The organism is Streptomyces sp. NPDC004788 (assembly GCF_053601115.1).
Genome location: NZ_JBSGBF010000016.1, coordinates 1 through 22391, shown reverse-complemented (window position 1 = coordinate 22391; position 22391 = coordinate 1). Strand labels below are relative to the sequence as shown.

At 72.8% G+C, this 22391-nt stretch carries 16 protein-coding genes; 11 read left to right on the top strand and 5 right to left on the bottom strand.

What is annotated here, in order from left to right; genetic code table 11:
* The first annotated feature begins 8 nt into the window (after window positions 1-8).
* From ACWEJX_RS10255 to ACWEJX_RS10240, 4 genes are read left to right on the top strand one after another with little or no spacing between them, the layout of a single operon-like run.
* A complete protein-coding gene (locus ACWEJX_RS10255) occupies window positions 9-2846 on the top strand; it encodes a TIR domain-containing protein (RefSeq protein ID WP_451607074.1) in 2838 nt (945 codons plus the stop codon).
* A 20-nt stretch (window positions 2847-2866) separates the two neighbouring features.
* Window positions 2867-3553, top strand: coding sequence for a hypothetical protein (locus tag ACWEJX_RS10250; protein WP_451607073.1), 687 nt, complete (start codon window positions 2867-2869; stop codon window positions 3551-3553).
* Window positions 3553-6387 (top strand): toll/interleukin-1 receptor domain-containing protein, encoded by a 2835-nt coding sequence (locus ACWEJX_RS10245; RefSeq protein ID WP_451607072.1) that lies wholly within the window; start codon window positions 3553-3555, stop codon window positions 6385-6387. Before ACWEJX_RS10250 ends, ACWEJX_RS10245 begins: the two co-directional genes overlap by 1 nt.
* A 38-nt stretch (window positions 6388-6425) precedes the next feature.
* Window positions 6426-7112, top strand: coding sequence for a hypothetical protein (locus ACWEJX_RS10240; protein WP_451607071.1), 687 nt, complete (start codon window positions 6426-6428; stop codon window positions 7110-7112).
* 29 nt (window positions 7113-7141) lie between these two features.
* On the opposite strand, the gene ACWEJX_RS10235 is transcribed toward ACWEJX_RS10240, so the two are convergent.
* A complete protein-coding gene (locus ACWEJX_RS10235; RefSeq protein ID WP_451607070.1) occupies window positions 7142-8140 on the bottom strand; it encodes a GlxA family transcriptional regulator in 999 nt (332 codons plus the stop codon).
* Window positions 8141-8340: 200 nt separating this feature from the next.
* Between ACWEJX_RS10235 and ACWEJX_RS10230 the strand changes: the two genes are divergently transcribed.
* Genes ACWEJX_RS10230 through ACWEJX_RS10220 form a run of 3 tightly spaced genes read left to right on the top strand, consistent with a single transcriptional unit; the run spans window position 8341 to window position 13444 of the window.
* Window positions 8341-11142: a YfhO family protein gene (locus ACWEJX_RS10230; protein WP_451607069.1), complete on the top strand. Its 2802-nt coding sequence runs from the start codon at window positions 8341-8343 to the stop codon at window positions 11140-11142.
* 40 nt (window positions 11143-11182) lie between these two features.
* Window positions 11183-12157: a glycosyltransferase family 2 protein gene (locus ACWEJX_RS10225; protein ID WP_451607068.1), complete on the top strand. Its 975-nt coding sequence runs from the start codon at window positions 11183-11185 to the stop codon at window positions 12155-12157.
* 3 nt (window positions 12158-12160) lie between these two features.
* On the top strand, window positions 12161-13444 hold the full coding sequence (locus ACWEJX_RS10220) for a polysialyltransferase family glycosyltransferase (protein WP_451607067.1): 1284 nt from the start codon (window positions 12161-12163) through the stop codon (window positions 13442-13444).
* 24 nt (window positions 13445-13468) lie between these two features.
* Here ACWEJX_RS10220 and ACWEJX_RS10215 read toward each other — a convergent pair whose 3' ends face one another.
* On the bottom strand, window positions 13469-14269 hold the full coding sequence (locus ACWEJX_RS10215) for a VOC family protein (RefSeq protein WP_451607066.1): 801 nt from the start codon (window positions 14267-14269) through the stop codon (window positions 13469-13471).
* Between the two features lie 187 nt (window positions 14270-14456).
* On the opposite strand from ACWEJX_RS10215, the gene ACWEJX_RS10210 reads away from it, so the two are divergent.
* Window positions 14457-15290, top strand: coding sequence for a sulfurtransferase (locus ACWEJX_RS10210; RefSeq protein ID WP_451607065.1), 834 nt, complete (start codon window positions 14457-14459; stop codon window positions 15288-15290).
* A 97-nt stretch (window positions 15291-15387) separates the two neighbouring features.
* Here ACWEJX_RS10210 and sepH read toward each other — a convergent pair whose 3' ends face one another.
* Window positions 15388-16443 (bottom strand): septation protein SepH, encoded by a 1056-nt coding sequence (gene sepH, locus ACWEJX_RS10205; protein WP_451607064.1) that lies wholly within the window; start codon window positions 16441-16443, stop codon window positions 15388-15390.
* A gap of 378 nt (window positions 16444-16821) precedes the next feature.
* Here sepH and ACWEJX_RS10200 point away from each other — a divergent pair, with 378 nt between their 5' ends.
* Entirely contained in the window at window positions 16822-17598 is a 777-nt protein-coding gene (locus ACWEJX_RS10200; RefSeq protein WP_451607063.1) for a hypothetical protein, read from the top strand.
* A gap of 3 nt (window positions 17599-17601) precedes the next feature.
* Here ACWEJX_RS10200 and ACWEJX_RS10195 read toward each other — a convergent pair whose 3' ends face one another.
* A complete protein-coding gene (locus ACWEJX_RS10195) occupies window positions 17602-18915 on the bottom strand; it encodes a D-arabinono-1,4-lactone oxidase (RefSeq protein WP_451607062.1) in 1314 nt (437 codons plus the stop codon).
* Complete coding sequence (locus ACWEJX_RS10190) at window positions 18890-20167, bottom strand: MFS transporter (protein ID WP_451607061.1); 1278 nt, start codon at window positions 20165-20167, stop codon at window positions 18890-18892. The genes ACWEJX_RS10195 and ACWEJX_RS10190 overlap by 26 nt, the downstream gene beginning before the upstream one ends.
* A 131-nt stretch (window positions 20168-20298) precedes the next feature.
* Here ACWEJX_RS10190 and ACWEJX_RS10185 point away from each other — a divergent pair, with 131 nt between their 5' ends.
* Together ACWEJX_RS10185 and ACWEJX_RS10180 are read left to right on the top strand one after the other, a co-directional pair.
* Window positions 20299-21426 (top strand): ferrochelatase, encoded by a 1128-nt coding sequence (locus tag ACWEJX_RS10185; protein WP_451607060.1) that lies wholly within the window; start codon window positions 20299-20301, stop codon window positions 21424-21426.
* 48 nt (window positions 21427-21474) lie between these two features.
* Window positions 21475-22275 (top strand): inositol monophosphatase family protein, encoded by an 801-nt coding sequence (locus tag ACWEJX_RS10180; RefSeq protein ID WP_451607059.1) that lies wholly within the window; start codon window positions 21475-21477, stop codon window positions 22273-22275.
* The last annotated feature ends 116 nt before the right edge of the window (window positions 22276-22391 follow it).

Here is a 22391-nt window from a genome sequence, read left to right as displayed (position 1 = left end):
GTGGGGTGGTGAGCCGCAAGCGCAGCGAGGCCGCCGAGGCGACGGCAGACGAAACACGGGCGGCCTCGTACGACTACGACGCCTTCATCTCCTACAGTCACGCCTGGGACAAGGACCTCGCGAGAGCCTTCCAGAGTGCGTTGCAGGGTTTCGACCGTCCTTGGTACAGGCCGAGAAGCCTGAAAGTGTTCCGGGACGAGACGAATCTCGCGGCGAGTCCTCATCTGTGGCGGGAGATCGAGCGGGGGTTGACCCGGTCCCGGTGGCTCGTGGTGATGGCGAGCCCTTCCGCCGCGGTGTCGCCGTGGGTGAGGCAGGAGATCCACTGGTGGCTCACCCACCGGTCCGTTGACACTCTGCTCATCGGCTGGACGGACGGCACGCTGGTCTGGGACTCCGAGCGGGCGTCCTTCGACTGGTCGCGGACCGACGCTCTGCCGCGAGAGGAGCTGGCCGGCGCGTTCGGTCAGGCGCCCCGCTGGGTCGACCTGCGCTGGCTGCGCGGCGCGGAGCAGGCCGGTTCTGATCCGCGCCTGGTCGAAAGCATGGCGGAATTCGTCGCTCCGCTGACCGGTAAGTCGAAGGACGAGCTGATCGGCAGCCATGTGCGCCAGCGTCGACGGACCCGCCGCTGGGTGCAGGCCACGGTCGCAGCGCTCACGACGCTGCTGTCCATCGCCGTGGTCGGCGGTATCACCGCCTATGACCAGCGCAACAACGCTCGCGCCCAGGCTCTGGTCGCGCAGTCCCGGCAACTCGTCGCCGAGGCGTCGTCGATCAGAGACGCCCAACCCGACCTGGCGCGGCAGCTGATCGTGCAGGCGTACCGACTTGCCCCCACGGCCGAAGCGGTGGGGGCACTCGTCGAGAGCTACGCGATTCCCCGGGTCGTTCACGGGCGCGGCGCCGTGCTCGCGGCCACGTACAGCAGCCGCGGACTGCTGGCCGTCGCCGACGGCGGCGTCCGCCTGTTCGACCCCGCCCGCGGGACACCGCCCGTCTCCGTGGACTCCGTGCAGCGCCCGGTGACCGCGGTCGCGTTCAGCCCGGACGGCCTTCTGCTGGCTCTGGGGAGTGACGACGGCGAGGTGTGGCTGCTGGACGTGAAGGACAGCAGCCGCCCCAGGACTCTGGCGGTGGCGTCCGCAGCGGCCGATCGCATGGAGGTCCTCGTCCTTGTCCTCACCTCCGGCGGGCGGCTGGTCGCCATGACGGAAAGGGGTGGGATCGTCCTCGACATCCAGGACCCCGCGCACCCGAGGTCCCTCACCTCCCTGCCCGGCTCGCCGGTCGCGGCAAGTCCGACGGGCAATCTGATTGCCACGGAGGGTCAGGACCGGCATCTGCGTCTGTGGACTCTGTCCGGCTCCGCCCGGCCGCGACCGGCAGCTACTGTCAGCTCGCTGCCCGGTGGCGTCTTCAGAGCGCCGCAGCGCGCCGTGTTCAGTCCGAACGGCCAGCTCCTTGCCGTCGCCGGCAGCGACAGCCGGGTGCGCCTGTGGGACGTCGCGGACCCGGGCCGACCGGTCGCCCGACCGGATCTGTACGCTCAGAGCCGCTTCGGTGTCCTCGCCGTGGCGTTCTCCCCGGACGCGACCACCCTGGCGACCGGGGACAGCGACGGCACGGTCGCGCTGTGGGACGTCTCCGATCCCCTGCGCCCTCGCTCCGGGGCGCGGCTGAGCGGCCACACGACGTCGGTCGGCGGCCTCTCCTTCAGCCCGGACGGGAACACCGTGGCCTCCGTCGGCGCCAATGAGAGCACCGACCTCGGCACCGACACCGACACCGACGCCGTACGGTTGTGGGCCGTGTCGGGGAGCGAGCGAACCTCCGCGTTCACCACCCTGCCGACAGCGGGGACCTTTCCGCCCTCCTTCAGCCAGGACGGTGGTCTGTTGGCGGCCGGTGGTGACCCCACCACCGTGTGGAGGGTCGACGGCACTGGGGCGCCACGTCTTGTGGCGACCCTGGAGAGTTTCAACGCCGGCGGCCAGGCCGCGGCCTTCGGCGTTGCCGGGCGCAGCCTGTTCTCGGGCCTGCCGGTGAAGGCCTGGGACATGACCGACCCGGCGCGCCCGCGCGACCTGGCTCCGGAGACGGCCCGTGTGCGCGGTGTGGAAGAGCTCAGCGTGAACCCGGTCCTTCCCCTGGTGGCGACTCGGGCCGCACGCGGCGGGACAGTGCAGCTGTGGGATGTCGGCGAGAGGACGCGGCCGCTCCTGCTCGGCACGCTCGGCGACTCCTTCGGCAGAGCCCAGGCCATGGCGTTCAGCCCGGACGGTGCGTTGCTCGCAGTGCCGGACCATGAGGGAGTCGTACAGCTCTGGCGGGTCGCGCAGCATGCGCGGCCCACGCCTGCGGGACACCTCCCGGCGGCAGGGGGAAAGGCCACCGCGCTGGCCTTCAGCCCGCGCCGGCGCATCCTGCTCGTCGGTGACGAGACCGGGACGATCACCACGTGGGATCTCTCAAGTCCCGGCAGGCCGTTACGGAAGGGTGCCTCCACCCGGCACACCGGTGGCATCATCGGACTCGCCTTCCACCCGCGCGGCGAGCTCGCGGCCACCGTCGGCCTGGAACGCATCCGCCTGTGGAACCTCGGCGTCCCGGCCCACCCCGTCGAGGTGACCTCGCTGAGCGGCGGCGGCCTCTACCCCTTCGCGACCGTGGGCTTCAGCCCGGACGGCCGCCTGCTGGCGGTCAGCGGTGACAGGGGGATGCGACTGTGGACCGTGGACCAGACCACCATCCTCCAACGGCTGTGCGCAGAGTCCCCCCGCATCACCCGTGAACAGTGGACGCAGTATCTCCCGGACCGGCCCTACGACCCACCCTGCGCCTGACACAGGAGACGGAGAACACCGTGGCAACCTGCTTACCGCGCACCGCCCCGCTCGCCGCGTTCCTGACGGTTCTGCTGATGACCGGCGCGTGTGACGCACCGAACCCCGCGCCCCCGGTCAAGCCGGCGACCCAGGCGCCCGGCGCCACCGGTACCCAGCCCCCGGGCGCGTCACCCACCATCCCATCGGCTGCCCCGGCGGTCATCGGATCGGCACCGGCGGATCTGCACGATGTGGACTGGGCGAACACCCCCGCCCCGGGTGAGTTCTGTGGCGTGCCTGAACTCGTGCGGTTCGACGCCAAGGGCGAGGCCAGGGCCACATCCGCGGTTTGGGGGCCGGTTCGCATCAGTCGCGGGAGGAGCATCTCCTACGGCGACACCGACGGCGACCACCGCGACGAAGCCGCCGTTTTCGTCGGCTGCGACGACAACGGGGCCACTCAGAACGCAGAAATCGCCGTCGGGTACGTGGTGTACGCACATGTGGGGAACGACCTCGTCGTCATCGGCTCGATCACCCCGCGCCAGAAGGGGGCGTATCCCACGAACCTCGCGTCACCCGAGTTCGCACCCGGTCGGATCACCGTCCACGAGAAGTGGTATCGCCCCAACGACGCCCACTGCTGCCCGAGCGGTGACGCCACCACCATCTGGACCCGTGAGGGCAATCGGCTGATACCGGGCGACCCTCGCATCACCTCGTGATGGGACCGGCGGGACTCGGGCAGGGGGACACCGAACCCCACTACGACGTCTTCATCTCGTACAGCCAGGATCTGGACCACGACGTCGCTGCCGTCTTCCAACGAGGAATGGAGAACTTCGGGCGCCCCTGGTACCGGCCGGTGCGGTTGCGGGTCTTCCGTGACACGACGCATCTCAGCGCCAGCCGCAATCTGCAGGACGACATCGAGAAGGCCCTGGCGCGTTCGGACTGGCTCATCGTGATGGCCTCCCCTCGGGCTGCGGCCTCCCCGTGGGTCCGCGCCGAGATCGACTGGTGGGTGGCGAACGGCCGCAGCGAGCGCATTCTCCTCGCTTGGACCGACGGCACCCTGGAGTGGAGTCGGGCGGCGGAGGACTTCGACTGGTCCCGGACGGATGCGCTGCCCCGTGAACAGATGGAGCGGATCCTGGCCGCCGCGCCCGGGTGTCCTCGGTGGGTGGACCTGAGATGGCTGCGAAACCAGATCGACGAGCACGGCTCGGTGCCCGTCAACGACCCCCGACTGGTGGCGGATGTCGCGGAATTCGTGGCGCCGGTCCAGGGCCGGTCGAAGGCCGAGCTGATCGGAAACCACCTGCGGCTGAGACGCCGCAGGAATCAGCTGGTCGCGGCCACGGCTTGCCTGCTCTGCGCGCTGCTGGCGACGGCCACGGTGCTCGGCCTGATGGCCAACCGGCAGCGCAATATCGCGACGGAGCGCCAACTGGTGGCTGAGTCCAGACAGTTGGTGGCGGAAGCCTCCTCCATCCAGGAGACCCGGCCCGACCTGGCCCGCCAACTTCTCGTCGAGGCGTACCGTCTGTCGCACACCGAGCAGGCGGTCGGTGCTCTGCTGGGCAGCCCGGCCATCCCCCGTGTCCTGCGCACCGGCGGATGGTCCCGTGCCGTCACCTACAGTCCGCGCGGGCAACTGCTGGCCGCGGCTTTCGACGGCGGGGTGACGCTGTACGACACGGCGACGGGGCAGGCCGTCTCCAACCTGACAGGGCAACGGCGCAGTGTGCGGGCGGTCGCCTTCCGTTCGGACGGCCGGCTGCTCGCCGAAGCCGATTTCGAGGGGTGGGTACGGCTGTGGGACTTGACGAGCAGGACGGAGCCCAGGCTGTTGGCGACGGTCAGGGCCGACGAGGACCCCGTACAGGAGTTGACGTTCGCAGGACGGGCCCCCCTGTTGGTGGTGGGTATCGGATCAAAGGTGGTCTTCATCGACATCCGTGACCCGAGCCACCCCAAGGCCACCAAGGAATCGTCCGAGACCGGGGCGGGCGCCGGACGGGGTGCCGACATGAGTCCGGACGGAGAACTGATCGTGTCCGGCACGGGTGACGGCCGGGTACGGCTCATGCGGCTGTCCCGGTCCGGAAGGCTCTCGACAGCCGGCAGCTTCGCGGCACGCGCCTCCGTGACGGCCGTCAGCCCGAATGGCCACCTCCTCGTGACCGCCGGTGAGGATTACACCGCACGTCTGTGGGACATCGCTGATCTCCGGCGCCCGCAACTCCGCGCGGTGCTCAACGGCCAGAGCCTGTTCATCGACGCCGTGGCCTTCGCACACGACGGGAAGACGCTGGCCACCGGGGCCGGAGACAAGACCATCCAGCTGTGGGACGTCTCCGACCCCGTCCGTCCCACGCAGGGCACCCGTCTGACCGGCCACACGGCATACATCAGCTCCCTCGCGTTCGCTCCGGATGACCGCACTCTCGCGTCCGCCGCCCCGGACGACGGGGCGCACGAGGGCGGAGAGGTGCGCCTGTGGAACGTCCATGGCGCGCAGAGCGCATCGGCCCACCAGTTCCTCCCTTCCGGTGAGCTGTCCCCTCAGCCCTTCGACCCGAAGGGCCGATTCGTGGTCGCCGGCAGCCCCAGCACGCTCTGGGAGGTGGACGCGGTGTCGGACCCGCGGCGCCTGGGCACGCTTTCCACCTTCAACCGGGGCGGGCAGCGCATCTCCTTCAGTCCGGACGGCCGCAGCCTCGCGACCGGCTACCCGCTCCGCTTCTGGGACGTGAGCAGCCCCTCGCAACCGCGTGAACTGGGCCCTTCCCATGAGGTGACGGACCCGCAGCCGGTGGTGTACGCGCCCGACAGTTCGGTCCTCGCCGTCGCCGAGCCGCTCGGTCCCGTCGGCCTGTGGCAGGTGAGCGACCCGGCGCGTCCCCGGCTCCTGGGCAGACTGACCGGTTCGGGCGCCGGGCCGTCGGCTTACGACGGGACCGCGCCCGCGGCCTTCGCCGGAAAACGTGGCCTTGTGGCCGTCCTGGGTAAGGACGGCGCGGCCGTCCTCCTGTGGGACTTCAGCCACCCCGACCGGCTCGAGAAGACCGGGGTGATCCCGATGGACTCGGCAACGGCCGACTCCGTCGCCGCGAGTTCCGACGGCCGCGTTCTGTTCGTCGGGGACTCACGGGGCACGGTGACGGCCTGGAACATCACGGACCCACACCGGGCGAGGAGACTCGGCGAGACGGCGCGGCACTCGGGCGAGGTGACGCATCTCGCGGTGCACCCCACTCGCGACCTGCTGGCCAGCGCGGACCGGTACGGGACCGTCAAGCTGTGGGACGTGAGCGAGCCCGCCGTGCCCCGGGAGACAGCCGAGCTCGCCGTCGGCGGTCCCTTCGCCCCGACCGGGCTCGCGTTCAGCCCCGACGGAGGACTGATCGCGGTGTCGACCTACGACAGCACGCTGCTGTGGCAGACGGACATCGACGCCATCCTCCAGCAGCTGTGCGCCGAGTCCGTCCCCATCACCGAATCCCAGTGGCAGCAGTACCTGCCCGACCGCTCCTATGACCCCCCATGTGCTTAGCCCCCATCGCAGACAGGCCGTACCGCCGGGAGGACCCCTTGCAACGCTCTTCGGCCGCCCTGTGCGCGGCAGCACTCGTTCTCGCGCTCGGCGCGGGGTGCTCGTCTCCCGCCCCCGATCCCCGAATCCCCAAGTCTTCCCCGTCCTCACCTGGGAAGGCTGCCGAACCCTCGCCCGAGCCGCCCGCCTCGCCCACTCCCACCCGGTCCGCCGGGCTGGGCAGAGCCCCCGAGGACCTGCGTGATCTGGACTGGGCCGGGGTCGCGGTGCCCGGCGACTTCTGCGGCGTACGCGGCCTCATCGGATTCAAGTCCGGCCAGGCGTGGGCGCAGTCCGGCACGTGGGGCAGGGTGCACGCCGAGAACCGTCCCGAGGACGTCGTCTACGGGGACGTCCTCGGGGACTCCCGGCTCGAGGCGGCGCTGCTTACGGGATGTGACACCGGGGGCCAGACGGCGAGCGGCCGACTCGCCTGGGCCTACCTGGTGTTCACCAGCGAAGGGGGAGAGCTGCGGCTCGTGGGCACCATTACTCCGCAGCAGTACCTGGGAGGCCAGGCCAGCGCGTTCGAAGGGATCGCGCTGACCCCCGGCCGGGCCGTCGCCCACGAGAGCTGGTACCGGGAGGGCGACGCAGTCTGCTGCCCGACAGGCAGGGCGACCACCACCTGGACCCTGGGCGACGACGGAACCCTCGCGCCGGGAGCCCCGCACGTCACCGCCTGACCTGGCAGCTCAGCCCCCTGGTCCCGGTCCTACGGAGCGTCCGGCACGGTACGGAAGCGGCGCCGGTATTCCATCGGGGTCGTGTCGAGCCGCCGCCGGAACGCCCGGATGAGCGTGTCCGTCGTGCCGAACCCGCAGGTCGACGTGATCCGTTCGAGGGTCGCGTCCGTGGACTCCAGCAGGTGGCGGGCGCGTTCGACGCGCGCCGACTCGACGTACGCGCTCGGCGTCGTACCGAGTTCCGCCTTGAAGATCCGGGTGAGCTGACGCTCGCTGACGTGCGCGCTCGCGGCGAGCTCCGCGAGCGTGAGCGGGCCGTCGATGTGCCGCGTGATGTAGTGGCGCAGGTCCTCGACCCGCCGGGTGGTGGAGACGGGCTCCAGCGGCACGCTGAACTGGCTCTGGCCGCTGGGCCGCTTCAGGTACATGACCAGTTGCCGCGCCACCCGCAGGGCCGTCGGCTCGCCGAAGTCCTCCGCCACCAGCGCGAGCGACAGGTCCAGACAGGAGCTGATGCCGGCGCCGGTCCACACGTCGCCGTCCCGGATGAAGATCGGGTCGGCGTCGACCTCCACCTCCGGGTGCTCGGCGGCGAGTTGCTGTGCCGTCGACCAGTGGGTGGTGGCCCGTCGGCCGTCGAGCAGCCCGGCCGCGGCCAGGATGTGCGCGCCGACACAGACGGAGGTGACCCGCCGGGTCCGCTCGGCGAGCGTCCGCACCCAGCCGACCACCACGGGATCGACCAGGGCCCGCACCCGGCGCTCGGCGTCCGTCTCGACGGAGCCGGGCACGAGCAGCGTGTCGATGCGCCGCGTCGCCGCCTCGGCGAAGGTGAGGTCGGGCAGCACGCGCACGCCGGCCGAGGTGGTGACGGGTGCCATGGACTCGGCGGCGAGCACGACCTCGTAGCCGTCGGCGTCGTCCGTCTCGCGCCGCAGCAGGGCGAACACCTCGGGCGGCCCGGTGACGTCGAGGAGGTCGACGCCCTCGAAGAGGACGATGACGAGGAGTCGTCCGGGGGTCGTCACTGGTGTTCTCCGTCCGGCATGCCGATCTGATGTCCGGATCGGCATGTTAGACGACGATGCCGACACGCCGAGGCGTCGCGGGACACCGGCTGTTCACCTCCGGTGAACCGCGGGACCTCCTGCCGATCGGTCGCGGGTCGCACGGCTCGGCGGTAATGCGTCTCTACGCCGATCACCGAGCAGAACCGCCTGGAGGACGTGTGCCACCCGCAGCCGAGACCGAGCCCTCCCCGTCCCGGCCGCGGCTGCGGGCGGCGGCCGGGGCGGCCGTGCTCACCGGCCTGCTGTTCTGTCTCGCCGGACGGCTCGCGGGGAGCTACCCGTTCGGATCCCACACACGAAACATCGTCGACCTGGGCCAGCAGTACCTCCCCTTTCACGCCTACTGGCGCAAGCTGCTCCTCGGAGAGACACACGGCGATCTCTTCCTGAACTGGACATCGGGTTTTGGATCCAACTTCCTCGGCGACTTCGGCACCTACCTGAGCAGCCCCTTCGACCTGCTCGTCGTCCTCTTCCCGGCCGACCGCGCCGAACTCGCGCTGTACGTCGTCACCGCCGCCAAGATCTCCACCGCGGCCGCCGCGATGGCGGCCCTGCTGCTCACCCTGAGGCGCGGCCCCTGGCCGGTCGCGGTCGTCCTCGGCACCGCGTACGCGCTCTCCGGCTGGACCTTCAACTACGGCGCCACGGTGCCGATGTGGCTCGACGGGCTCGTCGCCTTCCCGCTGCTCTGCCTGGTGGGGGAGTGGGCCCGCAAGGGACGCCGGCCGGTCCTCGGGCCGCTGGTCGTCGCGCTCGCCTGGTTCGCCAACTTCTACACCGCGTACATGGCCACGATCGGCGCCGCCGTCGTCCTCGTCGTCCGGCTGCTCACCGCGGAGAACACGCCCGGAGCCCCGAGCCGCCCGCACCTGACCGGGCTGCTGCGCGCCGCCCGTACCGTCCTCATCGGCATCGGGCTCGCCGCCCCGCTCGTCACCGTCGTCTTCCTGGCCACCAAGGTCGCCGACCCGACCCCGCCGACCGAGTTCGCGCCGGCAGCCTGGACGGACGCCCTCGCCCGCTTCCTGCCGGCCACCGCGAGCGTGGCCACACCCGCGCTCTTCATCGGCACGCCCGCGCTCGCCCTCGCCCTCACACTGCCCTTCAACAGCGCGGTCGCCGTCCGCGTCCGCGTCGGCTGGACCGTGGCCACGGTCCTGGTCGCCCTCTCCCTCCAGTGGGAGCCGACCCATCTCCTCTGGCACGCCGGGGCCTCGCCCAACGGCATCCCCTACCGCCAGACCTTCGTGCTGTGCGGGCTGCTGCTGATGGCGGCCTGGCTCTCCGTCGCCCGCGGGCTGCCGCGGATCTGCGCGCTGCTCGGCGGCGCCGCGCTGGTCGCCTTCGTCGCGCGGGCGGCCGAGGACAGCGTCGACATCGACCGTTGGACCTACCCCGCCGTCGCCGCGGCCGCCGTCCTTGCCGTGCTCGCGGCCCTCTTCGCCGGCCTCGGGCGGCGCCGGGGCGGCCGGCTGCTTCCCGTCCTCGCCGTCGCGCTCCTCCTCGCCGCCCAGGCCGGCGAGACCCTGGTGACCGGCAAGCGCATCGAGGAACAGCAGCTGAGCGAGGTCTCCTGGGCACCCCGCGTCGGCCCCTGGCACACCGACATGACCCGCGAGGTCGCCGCCAAGGACGCCTGGCCGCGCCACCGCACCGACCCCGGCGAGGTCCCCGGCGGCAACGACGTGCTGCTCGTCGGCGGCGAGGGCGCCGACTACTACAGCAGCCTCACCGCCGACACGTACTCCCGCACGCTCGCCGACCTCGGCTTCGGCTACTACGCCAAGGGCCGCCATCCGGTCAGCCTGGACAACCCGGTCACCGACGCGATCTTCTCCATCGGCACCCGGATGCGCTCCACCCCCTCGGCCCCGCTCGCCCTCGACCGGCTGCCCGAGGCGGCCATCAGCGTCGCCGACACGCCCGTACCGCCGCTCGTCACGGTGCATCCGCAGGGCGACGAGCAGCCGGCCGACTCCGCCTTCACCCGCCAGGAACAGCTCCTCGGCCACCGGGTGTACGACGTGCCGGCCGCGCCGCGCCGTACGGACGCCGCCGACGGCACCGCCACCCTCACCGCCACGTGCCCGGCCGGCTCCCAGGTGTGGCTGTGGGCCCCCGAGTACCAGGGCACCGCCGTCCTCCGCGACGGCACCGCCGTGCTCCGCGACGGCACCGCCGTCCTCCGCGACGGCTCTGCCGCCCGCGCCGGCTCCGGCGCCCTGCGCGACGGCTCTGCCGCCCTGCGCAACAGCTCCGGCGCCCTGCACGACGGCTCTGCCGCCCGCGACGGCTCCGGCGCCCTGCGCGACGGCTCTGCCGCCCTGCGCAACAGCTCCGGCGCCCTGCACGACGGCTCCGGCGCCCTCCGCGACGGCTCCGCCGTCGGCTTCGCCGGCAAGCTGCCCGCCGTCCTCGGCCCCATGCAGCCGCTCGGCACCACCCCGCCCACCGGCACCGTGCGCATCGACCTGCGCCCCGAACCGAAGGCCACGCCGCGGCTCAGGCTGCCCGCGCACCCGGTCGGCTGCCTCGTCACCGCCCGCCTCGCCGCCGCCGTCGAGCAGCTCACCGCCACCGGCGCCACCGACGTGCGCACCACCGGCCACACCATCACCGCTCACCTGCCCCCGGGCAGCACCGGCACCGCCGTCCTCGCCGTCCCCCGGATCTCCGGCTGGCGCTGCGCGGCCGGCGACGCGCCCCTGGCGCCCGCGCGGGACCGCCTCGGCCTGCTCGCCGTCCCCCTCGACGGCAAGGCCACCTCCGTGACCTGCTCGTTCCGGCCGCCGGGCCTCAAGCTCGGCGGCGCGGCCGGCGCGGCCGCCCTCCTGGCGCTGCTCGCCACCGCGCTGCTCCACCGGCGCCGGCGCCGCCACTCCCGTGAACCCGCAGGACGGCAAGAGTTCACCGCTCGTGCACACGCGGCTCGTTCGACGGAGAAGAGCGCTGTCTAGTCTGCCCGCCAGTACCTGTACGCGAGTTGGGGATGTCCGAGTGCCGAAACTGTCCGTCATCGTGCCCTTCCACAATGTCGGGCCCTACGCCCCCGACACCCTGCGCAGCCTCGCCGACAACGCCGACCCCGACGGCGCCGACATCGAGTTCCTGCTGGTCGACGACCATTCCACGGACGACACACCGGACTTCCTCGACCGCTGGAAGGACCGCATCCCGCAGGCCACCGTCATCCGCCACGAGACCAACCGCGGCGTCGCGCAGGCCCGCAACACCGGCATCGACGCCGCGACCGGCGACTACCTCACCTTCCTCGACGGCGACGACTGGTACGCCCCCGGCCACCTGCGCGCGATGGTCGACGGAATCCACCGCCTGGGCGTCGACTTCGCCCGCACCGACCACGTCCTGTCGACCGACCGGAACCGCCAGATCCGCTACGCCCCGGCGAAGGAACGCGACACCGTCATGGACCCCCGGGACGGCATCGCCCCGGCCAGCATGGTGACGATGGTCGACTATCCCTTCGTCCCGTTCGGCATCTACAGCGCCCGGCTCTTCGAGAACGGCGCCTCGCGCTTCGAGACGAAGCTGCGCACCGCCGAGGACCGGCTCTGGATCTGGCGGCTGCACCTCACCGCGCGCACCTACGCGGCGCTCTCCCTGCACGGCGTCTTCTACCGGCGCGGCGTCACCACCTCGCTCACCCAGATCACCGACAACCGGCAGCTGGACTTCATCCCCTCGTACGACCTGCTGCTCGACGAGGTCTCGCAGGACCGCGACGCCGACCGCTTCCTGCCCAAGGCCGTCCGCACCTACTGCGCGATGATCGCCTTCCACATGGCGAAGGCCGACCAGTACGAGCCGGCCGTGGCCAAGCGGCTGCGGCGCGATGTCGCCGACGCGCTGCGCCGGATGCCGCAGCCGGTCCTCGACGAGACCCTCGCGACCATGGACACCACCCGCAGCACCCTGCTCAGGAGCCTGCGCGACACCGGAAAGGCCGCCTGACCCATGGCGCACGACCGCGTTCAGATCTTCCAGGTGTCGACGCTCTACGGAGCCGCCACCGCGGCCGCCGCGATCGACGCCGGACAGTTCGGCGGCCCCGGCCACGCCCGCCGGCTGCTCCTCGTCTCGAACAACGCCGAGATCCCCGAGACCGCCGTCCGCCTCGACTCGATGACCGGCTACGACCGGATCGCGAGCCGCTTCGACGAGGTCGCCGACTGGAACGAGGCCGTCCACCCGCACCACCCCAGCTCCTGGGCGCCCCGCCCCGAGGAGGCACCCCTCTGGCAGCGCGTCTTCCGGACCGCCTGGCGCCTCGGCACCGCCACCGTCGAGGTGATCGTCGAGTCCATCCAGGTCAACCCGGCCAAGGCGCTTGCCGCCGTCTTCGCCGAGAGCGCCGTGCACGTCTACGCCGACGGCCTGATGAGCTACGGCCCCACCCGCGACGAGCTGCCGCAGTCGATCGCCTGCCGGGTCCGCAGGGTCCTCCACCTCGACCTGGTGCCGGGCCTGCGCCCGCTGCTGCTCACCGAGTACGGGGTCGGCTCGGAGCTCGTCCCCGACGACGCCTTCCGCGCCGTCCTGCGGGAGATCGCGGCGGACGCGGGCGACGACGCGCAGCTCGCCGAGGCGGCCGCCGCCGAGCCCGGCGCGCTGCTGCTGGGCCAGTACCTCGCGGTCCTCGGCATCCTCACCGTCGAGGAGGAAGAGGAGCTGCACGTCCGGATGCTGCGCGGCGCCGCCGCGGCCGGCCACCGCTCGGTCGTCTTCAAGCCGCATCCGACCGCCCCGGCCAGCTACTCGAAGGCGCTGCACGAGGAGGCCGCCCGGGCCGGCGTCACGCTCACGGTCCTGGACGGGCCGCTGCTCGCCGAGACCTTCTACGAGCGCTGCCGCCCGCGGCTCGTCGTCGGCTGCTTCTCCACGGCCATGCTCACCGCCGCCGTCTACTTCGGCGTGCCCGTCGCGCGCGTCGGCACCGACACCGTGCTCGCCCGGCTCACCCCGTACGAGAACAGCAACCGCGTCCCGCTCACCGTCGTCGACCACATCGTGCCGGACCTGGAGAGCGGCGCCGAGCCCCGCGTCCCCGGCGCCGCGCCCGACACCCTCGCGCCGCTGCTGCGGGCGGTCGCCCACTGCATGCGGCCGACCGCGCACCCGGGGCTGCGGGCCGAGACGCTCCGGTACGTCACGGAGCACGCCACCGGACCGGCGGCCGCGCTCCACTTCCCCGAGGAGCGCCTCGCGGAGCTGGAGCTTCCCGTTCCGGTGCGGTTCTAGCGGTTCTAGCGGTCCGGTGCGGTTCTAGCGGTCCTGGTCGCCGTCGCTGTCGCCCTCTCTCGCGGACCGTACGAGGGTGAAGACCGCGCCCTCCGGGTCCGCCACCAGGGCGAGCCGCCCCGCCGTGCCCTCGCGCGGCGGGCGGACCACCTGGCCGCCGAGCTCCACGACCAGGCGGGCCGACGCGTCCACGTCCTCGACCTCGAAGTACGTCATCCAGTGCGCGCCCCGGTCCCGGGGCAGCGCCGTGCCGACGCCGTGCAGGGAGGCGACCGGCCGGCCGTCGAGGTGCAGCGTCAGGTAGTCGAGGTCGGCGGAGACGACGGGTTCCACCTCGTAGTCGAAGATCGTCCGGTAGAACTTGCCGACCGGGGCCGTCTCGTACGTGAGCAGCTCGTTCCAGACCGGTGTGCCGGGCGGTCCGGCGGCCGCCGTGCCGTGGTGGGCCTCGGCCTGCCAGACGCCGAAGACGGCGCCGGCCGGGTCCGAGCAGATCACCATGCGTCCGGCCTCGCCCGCGTCGAGCGGGCCGACCGCGACCGTGCCGCCGCAGCAGCGGATGGTCTCCGCCGTCTCGTCGGCGTCGTCGGTGGCGAGGTAGGTCGTCCAGGCGATCGGCAGGTGCCGGTCCGGCGGAAGCTGGCCGATCCCGGCCACTTCCCTGCCGTCGAGCAGCGCGCGCACGTACGGGCCGAGCTGCTGGGGGCCCGGCACGAACTCCCAGCCGAACAGCGCCGCGTAGAACTCCTGCGTCGCGTCAAGTCCATGCACCATCAGGCTCACCCAACAGGGTGTGCCGGGGGTGCGCCGAGTCGCCTCGGTCATCGTCACTCTCTCCTCGCCAGTGGCCGTACGAGGTGGGGGCCGGCGGGCTGTACGGAGGCTCCGCAGCGGGTGGCGGGTCACTGCCCGCCACGGGCCCTCCGTACACATGCGGCAGCGGTACGGCCCCGCCGATGTTCGCACCCCGAAGCGGCCCTCGCGCCCCGGGCGCTGAGCGAGGATGGCACCTATGAAGCCCATCATCTCCGCAACCGAACTCGTGAGCGAGTCGGCCGGGGCGACGCCCCCGGTCCTGCTGGACGTCCGCTGGACCCTCGGTGGCCCGCCCGGCGGGCCCGAGTACGCGGCCGGGCACCTGCCCGGCGCCGTCTACGTCGACCTGGACACCGAGCTGGCGGGCCCGCCCGGGAAGGGTGGCCGGCACCCGCTGCCCGACCTGGAGGTCTTCGGCGCGGCGATGCGCCGAGCGGGTGTCTCCGCCGACACTCCGGTCGTCGTCTACGACGGCGGCCTCGGCTGGGGAGCGGCCCGCGCCTGGTGGCTGCTCCGCTGGACGGGTCACCCGAACGTGCGGGTCCTCGACGGCGGCCTCGCCGCCTGGACGGGTGAGCTCTCCCAGGAGACCCCGGCGCCCGCGCCGGGCGACTTCCGGCCGAAGCCGGACGCCGGCCCCCTGGGACTGCTCGACGCCGACGGCGCGGCCGCCCTGGCCCGCTCGGGCCTCCTCCTGGACGCACGGGCCGCGGAGCGCTACCGCGGCGACGTCGAGCCCATCGACCCGGTCGGCGGCCACATCCCGGGCGCGGTCTCCGCGCCGACCACGGAGAACGTGGGGCCGGACGGGTGCTTCCTGTCGGCCGAGGAGCTGACCGGCCGCTTCACCGCCCTGGGCGCGGCGGAGGCGCCCGAGGTCGCCGTCTACTGCGGCTCCGGCGTCTCCGGCGCCCACGAGGTGCTCGCGCTGGAGATCGCCGGCTTCCCCGCGGCCCTCTACGCGGGCTCCTGGTCCGAGTGGTCCGCCGATCCGGGCCGCCCGGTCGCGAAGGGCCCGGACCCGCGGTAGGCGACCCGTACGCGCGAGGGGCCCGCGCCACCGGCGTGGCGCGGGCCCCATCCCGTACGACCTGTGCGACCCGTACGACCTGTGAGACCTGTGCGGGTCACTCCTGCTTCTTGCGGCGCGTGCCGAAGACGATCTCGTCCCAGCTGGGAACCGCCGCGCGGCGGCCCGGGCGGACGCCGTCGGCCTCGGCCTGGCGGTCGGTGGCACCGTGCAGCCGGTCGCGGTGGCCCGAGACCGCGCGGGGCATCAGGACGTCCGCGTACGCGGAGCCGGCGCCCGCGGAGGCCGCCGGGGCCGGGGGCTCCGCCGCCTCGACCTCGTCGGAGGGTTCGGTGTCGGACGGTTCCGGGACGACCATGTCGCCACGGAAGCTCGGCACGGCCTCCAGGAGGCTGGTGAGCGAGTCGCGCTCCTCCTCCGGCTCGGGCGCCGGGGCGGGCGTCCGGTCGATCTGGCGGTCGAGCGTGCGGTCCAGCGGCCGGTCCCGGGGCAGCCGGGCGATCCGCGGGACGAAGGGGAAGCTCGGCTCCGGTACGGCGGCCAGCGTGTCGTCGGTCTCGCCGATCAGGGCGCGCGCCTCGTCGTCGACGGCCTGGACGAGCCGTCGCGGCGGGTCGTACGTCCAGCTCGCCGTGTGCACCTCGCCGGCCACCCGGTAGACGAGCAGCACCTCCCAGGTTCCGTCGTCCCGGCGCCAGGAGTCCCACTGCACGGTGTCCTTCTCGGCGCCGCGCAGCAGCAGTCGCTCCTGCACCGCCTCGCCGAGCTGCGGTCCGGTGTTCTCGCCGGGCCGGCGCACGGGGGTCTTGCGGGCGCGCTCCGCCATGAACGCGCGCTCCGCGAGCACCGGGCCCTCGAAGCGGCGCACCCGGTCGACGGGGATGCCGGCGAGCTGCGCGACCTCCTCAGCGGAGGCACCGGCACGTATCCGGGCCTGGATGTCACGGGGGCGGAGGTGGCTCTCGACCTCGATCTCGATCTGGCCGAGCCGCGCGCGGTCGTTGCGCACCGCGGCACGCAGCCGCTCGTCGATCGGAAGCGTGTACTCCGTGCTGTCCGCAGCCTTCAGCACCAGTCGTGTGCCGTCGTTCGAGACGGCCACGACACGCAGTTCGGGCATGGGAACCTCCCGGGTGGTGCCTGCCGACGTCACGTGCGTCGCTGCTTCCGCTAGTCGAGTGTGGCCTGCCCGGGTGCAGCCTGCCACAACCCTGCCGAGTTGCCCGGCGTGTCGGGCCTGGACCCTGAACCGCCGTTATGGCACGGTTACCAGTTCACGACACAGAGTGACGGGCCGTCACGCTGAGTCGCGGGTCGCCGTGCGGACACCCATGAGGGAATCCGGACCCAGGGCTCGCCACAGTACTCCATTCGGGCCATGTGGGTGGACAGGCGCGCCGCCCAACTTCTCGGGGTGCGCGGGAGTTGAGTCTGCAGGCTCCGGCATGCCGAGTGTCGCTCTTCACAGAACCACCGGAAACGGAACTAATCCCTTCGCCCATATGTCCCTTCTGGGTGCACGGTGGAACTGATGAACAAGCAGGGGCTGGAGATGCGCCACACGCCGGACGACGGCACGGACAGCGGCACGGACCGCGGCACAGAGGTGAAGAAACGGTTCGACCTGAGCGTTCCTCAAGTCGCGGGCAGCGCCGTCGCCGCCGTCGTGGCCGCCAAGCTCGCCTCCAGCCTCGGTGTCTACGGCACCATCCTCGGCGCCGGTGTGATCAGCGTCATCGCCACCTGCGGCGGCCCTGTCCTCCAGCACTTCTTCAGGCGCACCGGCGAGCAGATGCGCGCCACCGCCCCGGCGAGGCAGCCGAAGCGGGCCCCCGAGATCGGCGAGTTCGGCGAGCCCACCACGCACGGCACGCGGATGCGCGGCTGGAAGCGCCCCGCCCTCGCAGCCGCCGCGGTCTTCCTGCTCGCGATGGGCGGCATCACCGCGTACGAGCTGACCTCGGGTCAGGACCTCAGCGGCACCAAGGGCAGCACGACCTTCGGCTCGGCGGTGCGGGGCGGCGGGTCCGGGAAGGACGAGCCGCCGGTACGGACACCGGACGGCCGGCGGGGCGGCGGCGCGGCGACGCCGACCCCGGACGCCACTCCCGGCGGCGGCGGGACCGGCACCGGCACGGCCACCCCCGACCCCTCCGGGACCCCGACACCCACGCCCTCCGGATCCACCGGGACCGAGGACCCCACCACCGACCCCACCACCGACTCCACTGCCGAACCCACCGGGCAGGCCACGACCGCGCCTCCGGTCACCCCGCCGGCCGGCACCGAGACGCCCGCGGCCGAATGAGCGTCAGTCGCCCAGCACCCGCCGCAGATAGGCGTTCCCGAAGCGCCGCTCCGGGTCCAGCCGGTCCCGCAGCGCCCTGAACTCGGCGAAGCGCGGGTAGAGCTTCTCGAAGTGGGCCGCCTCCCTGGTGTGCACCTTGCCCCAGTGCGGCCGGCCGCCGTGCTCGGTCATGATCCGCTCGACAGCGGTGAAGTAGCCGCGGTGGGGCGTGCCCTTGTAGAGGTGCACCGCGATGTACGCGGTCTCCCGGTCCGAGGCCGTCGACAGGGCGATGTCGTCCGCGGGCGCCGTACGCACCTCGACCGGGAAGCTCACCTTCAGCGGCGAGCGCTCGATCATCGCCTTGAGCTCGCGCAGCGCCGGGACCGCCGCCGCCCGTGGCAGCGCGTACTCCATCTCCAGGAAGCGCACCCGGCGCGGCGAGGTGAAGACCTTGTACGGGATGTCCGTGTACGTACGGGCCGAGAGCGCCCGGCTGGAGATCCTGGCCACCGTCGGGACGACCGGCGGCACCGCGCGGCCCAGCGCGCAGGCGACCTGGAAGACGCCGTTGGAGAGGAACTCGTCCTCGAACCAGCCGCCGAGCCTTCCGACCGGGGCGGCGGGGCCCTGACTGCGGTTGTTGCGCTTGGTGTTGCAGTTGTCGGTGTGCGGGAACCAGTAGAACTCGAAGTGCTCGTTCTCCGCGTGCAGCGCGTCGAACTCCGAGGTCACCCGGTCGAAGGACATCGGCTCCTCGCGCGCGGTGAGCAGGAAGAGCGGCTCCACGGCGAAGGTGATCGCCGTGACCACGCCGAGCGCGCCCAGGCCGATCCGGGCGGCGGCGAAGACCGCGCGTTCCTCTTCGGTCCCGGTCTTCGAGCAGGTCATCAGGCGCCCGTCGGCGGTGACCAGTTCGAGCGCGCGGATCTGGGCGGCGATGGACGCCGAGTCGCGGCCGGTGCCGTGGGTGCCCGTGGAGGTGGCGCCGGCCACCGTCTGCTCCATGATGTCGCCCATGTTGGTGAGCGACAGGCCCTCGCGGGCCAGCGCCACGTTCAGCCGCTTGAGCGGCGTGCCGGACTCCACGGTCACGGTCATCGCCTCGCGGTCGATCCGACGGATGCCGGTGAGCAGCCCGGGCCGGATGAGCACACCGTCGGTGGCGGCGATCGAGGTGAAGGAGTGGCCGGTGCCGACCGTCTTCACCGCGAGGCCGTCCTCGGCGGCCCTGCGCACCGCGTCGGCGACCTCCTCGGCGGAGGCCGGGCTGACCTCCCGCACGGGGCGGGCGGTGACGTTCCCCGCCCAGTTACGCCACGGGCTGCCCGTCGTCACGGAGCTCCCCGGCCTCTGCCCCCGCGACCCCTGTGTGCTCGTCCTGCTCACGCTGCCCCTCCCGCGTCGGCGCCGGCCTGCCCAGCCGGCGGAAGCCCAGGAGCGCCACCGCGACCGCGACCGCGCCCGAGAGCACGGGCACCACGTACGCCGACTCCGCCCCGGTCGCGTCGACCACCCAGCCGGCGGCCGAGGAGCCGAGCGCCACACCGATCGCGAGCCCGGTACCCGTCCAGGTCATGCCCTCGGTCAGCTTGGTCGGCGGTACGTGCGCTTCGACGAGGGCCATCGTGGTCACCATCGTCGGCGCGATGGACAGGCCCGCGACAAAGAGCGCCACGGCCAGCAACGGCAGGTTCCCGGCCAGTAGGAGGGGGATCATACTCACGGCCATCGCGCACACCCCCACGAGCCAGCGCCGCGACGGTTCGCCCTTGAGGTGGAGCAGCCCGAAGACGGCGCCGGCGACGCAGGAGCCGAGCGCGTACACGGCCAGGACCAGACTCGCCGCGGCCTTGTGGCCCTGCTCCTGGGCGAAGGCGACGGTCACCACGTCGACCGAGCCGAAGACGGCGCCGGTGGCCACGAAGGCCAGGGTCAGGATCTGCAGGCCGGGGGAGCGCAGCGCGGAGCCGCCGGAGTGCCCCTCGCGCGGGTGCGGGGCCGGCTCGGTGGCGCGCTGCGCGGTCAGCCAGAAGACGCCGATGGCGAGGAAGACCCCGGCGAGCAGCGGACCGGCCTCCGGGAACCACACGGTCGACAGGCCGATGGAGACGATCGGGCCGAAGATGAAGCACACCTCGTCGACGATCGACTCCCACGAGTACGCGGTGTGCAGCTGCCGGGCCTCGCCCCGGTAGATGTTCGCCCAGCGGGCGCGGGTCATCGCGCCGAGGCTCGGCACGCAGCCGACGAAGGCGGTGAACACGAACAGCGTCCAGTCCGGCGCCCCGAACCGCACGCACAGGAGCAGTCCCGCGGCCGCCAGGAGCGAGATCAGGGTCGCCGGGCGCAGCACCCGCCGCTGACCGTGCCGGTCGACCAGGCGCGAGATCTGCGGGCCGAGCGCGGCGGCGGACATGGCGAGGGTCGCGGAGAGCGCGCCGGCCAGCCCGTACCGCCCGGTGACCTGCGAGATCATCGTGACGATGCCGATGCCCATCATGGACAGCGGCATCCGCCCGAGGAAGCCCGCGACCGAGAAGGCCCGGGTGCCGGGCGCGGCGAAGATCGCGCGATAGGGACTGGACAAGGGGATCTCCGGGCTTCCGTGGCTCGTGTAATTAATAGCTAAAGCCTACGGTGTTGAACTGATTTGGTCACTCGACTTTTCAGGTCGGGCCGAGACCCCGGCTGTCGGACCCGGGTGGGAGGATCGGTGCCATGTCCGATGAGCTCGATCCCGCCCCGTACGACGCCCTGCTGCTGCTCTCCTTCGGCGGCCCCGAGGGCCCCGACGACGTGGTCCCGTTCCTGGAGAACGTGACCCGCGGCCGCGGCATCCCCAAGGAACGGCTGAAGGAAGTGGGGCAGCACTACTTCCTCTTCGGCGGCGTCAGCCCCATCAACGACCAGAACCGCGCCCTGCTCGACGCGCTGCGCGCCGACTTCGCCGGGGCCGGCCTCGACCTGCCGGTCTACTGGGGCAACCGGAACTGGGCGCCGTACCTCACCGACACCCTGCGCGAGATGGTCACCGACGGCCGGCGCCACATCGCCGTCCTCGCCACCAGCGCGTACGCCTCCTACTCCGGCTGCCGGCAGTACCGGGAGAACCTGGCCGACTCCCTCGCCGAGCTGGAGGCGGAGGGGCTGCCGCTGCCGCGCGTCGACAAGCTGCGGCACTACTTCAACCACCCCGGCTTCGTCCGGCCCATGGTCGAGGGCGTCCTCGCCTCCCTCGCCGAACTCGACGAGTCCGTGCGGGACGGGGCCCACCTGGCCTTCACCACGCACTCCATCCCCGAATCCGCCGCCGACAGCTCCGGCCCCGTCGCCGACCACGGCGGGGGCGGCGCCTATGTGAAGCAGCACCTCGACGTCGCCCGGCTGATCGCCGACGCGGTCCGCGAGGAGACCGGCGTCGAACACCCCTGGCGGCTCGTCTACCAGTCCCGCAGTGGCGCCCCGCACATCCCGTGGCTGGAGCCCGACATCTGCGACCACCTGGAGGAACTGCACGGCGCCGGGGCCCCCGCCGTCGTCATGGTGCCGATCGGCTTCGTCTCGGACCACATGGAGGTCCTGTACGACCTCGACACCGAGGCCACCGCCAAGGCCGCCGAGCTCGGGCTCCCCGCGCGGCGCTCGGCCACCGTCGGGGCCGATCCGCGGTTCGCCGCGGCCGTGCGCGAGCTCGTCCTGGAGCGCGCCGCCGGCGAGCGCGGACAGCGGGTCGAGCGCTGCGCCCTGGGCGCGCTCGGGCCGTCCCACGACCTCTGCCCGATCGGCTGCTGCCCCGCCCGCGCCGAGCGCCCGGCCGCAGCAGGCGCCGACAGCCCGTACGCCTGACCCGACCCGCTCGCACCCCTGATCCGCACGCACAAGGAGACCGTTTTCGTGACCGATCCCCTGCTGCAGGAACTCCTCGACCTGGCCCTGGCGGCCGGGCGCCACGCCGGCGCCCTGCTGCGCGACGGGCGGCCCGACGACCTGGCGGTGGCCAAGACCAAGTCGAGCGCCATCGACGTGGTCACCGAGATGGACATCGCCGCCGAGAAGCTGATCACCGGCTTCCTCGCCGAGCACCGCCCGCACGACGGGTTCCTCGGCGAGGAGGGCGCGGCCACCCCCGGCACCAGCGGGGTGCGCTGGGTCATCGACCCGCTCGACGGCACCGTGAACTACCTCTACGGGCTGCCGACCTGGTCCGTCTCCATCGCCGCCGAGCGGGACGGCGAGACCGTCGTCGGCGTCGTGGAGGTCCCGATGCGCGGCGAGACCTTCCGCGCGGTCCTCGGCGGCGGCGCCTGGCTCGGCGACCGCCGGCTCGCCACCCGCCCCTCGCCGGAGCTCGACCAGGCCCTCGTGGCCACCGGCTTCGGCTACCTCCAGAACCGCCGCGCCCACCAGGCCGACGTCGCCCAGCGCCTGCTCCCGCAGGTCCGCGACATCCGCCGGGCCGGCTCCGCCGCCATCGACCTCTGCGACGTCGCCGCGGGCCGCCTCGACGCCTACTACGAGCGCGGCCTCAACCCCTGGGACCTCGCGGCGGGCGACCTGATCGCCCGCGAGGCCGGCGCCCTGACCGGCGGCCGCCCCGGCGAGCCGCCGTCGGGCGAGCTGGCGCTGGCCGCGTCGGCGGGGCTGTTCGGCGTGCTGCAGGAGTTCCTGGAGGACGCGGGCGCCTGGCACGACTGAGCGGCACGTTGGCACGGAACCGCAGGCGTGCGGGGATGCCTGAAACGCGAGTGGGCCCCCCGGCGGCGGTTTCTTCCCGGGGCCCCCCCACCTCGGGGGGGAGGGGCGGGCGCCGC

Bases quoted from the DNA above. Each gene is read 5' to 3' on its own strand.
- ACWEJX_RS10220 (WP_451607067.1), top strand. From the start codon at position 12,161: ATGGCGCACGACCGCGTTCAGATCTTCCAGGTGTCGACGCTCTACGGA.
- ACWEJX_RS10245 (WP_451607072.1), top strand. From the start codon at position 3,553: ATGGGACCGGCGGGACTCGGGCAGGGGGACACCGAACCCCACTACGAC.
- ACWEJX_RS10200 (WP_451607063.1), top strand. From the start codon at position 16,822: ATGAACAAGCAGGGGCTGGAGATGCGCCACACGCCGGACGACGGCACG.
- ACWEJX_RS10185 (WP_451607060.1), top strand. From the start codon at position 20,299: ATGTCCGATGAGCTCGATCCCGCCCCGTACGACGCCCTGCTGCTGCTC.
- ACWEJX_RS10215 (WP_451607066.1), bottom strand. From the start codon at position 14,269: ATGACCGAGGCGACTCGGCGCACCCCCGGCACACCCTGTTGGGTGAGC.
- ACWEJX_RS10210 (WP_451607065.1), top strand. From the start codon at position 14,457: ATGAAGCCCATCATCTCCGCAACCGAACTCGTGAGCGAGTCGGCCGGG.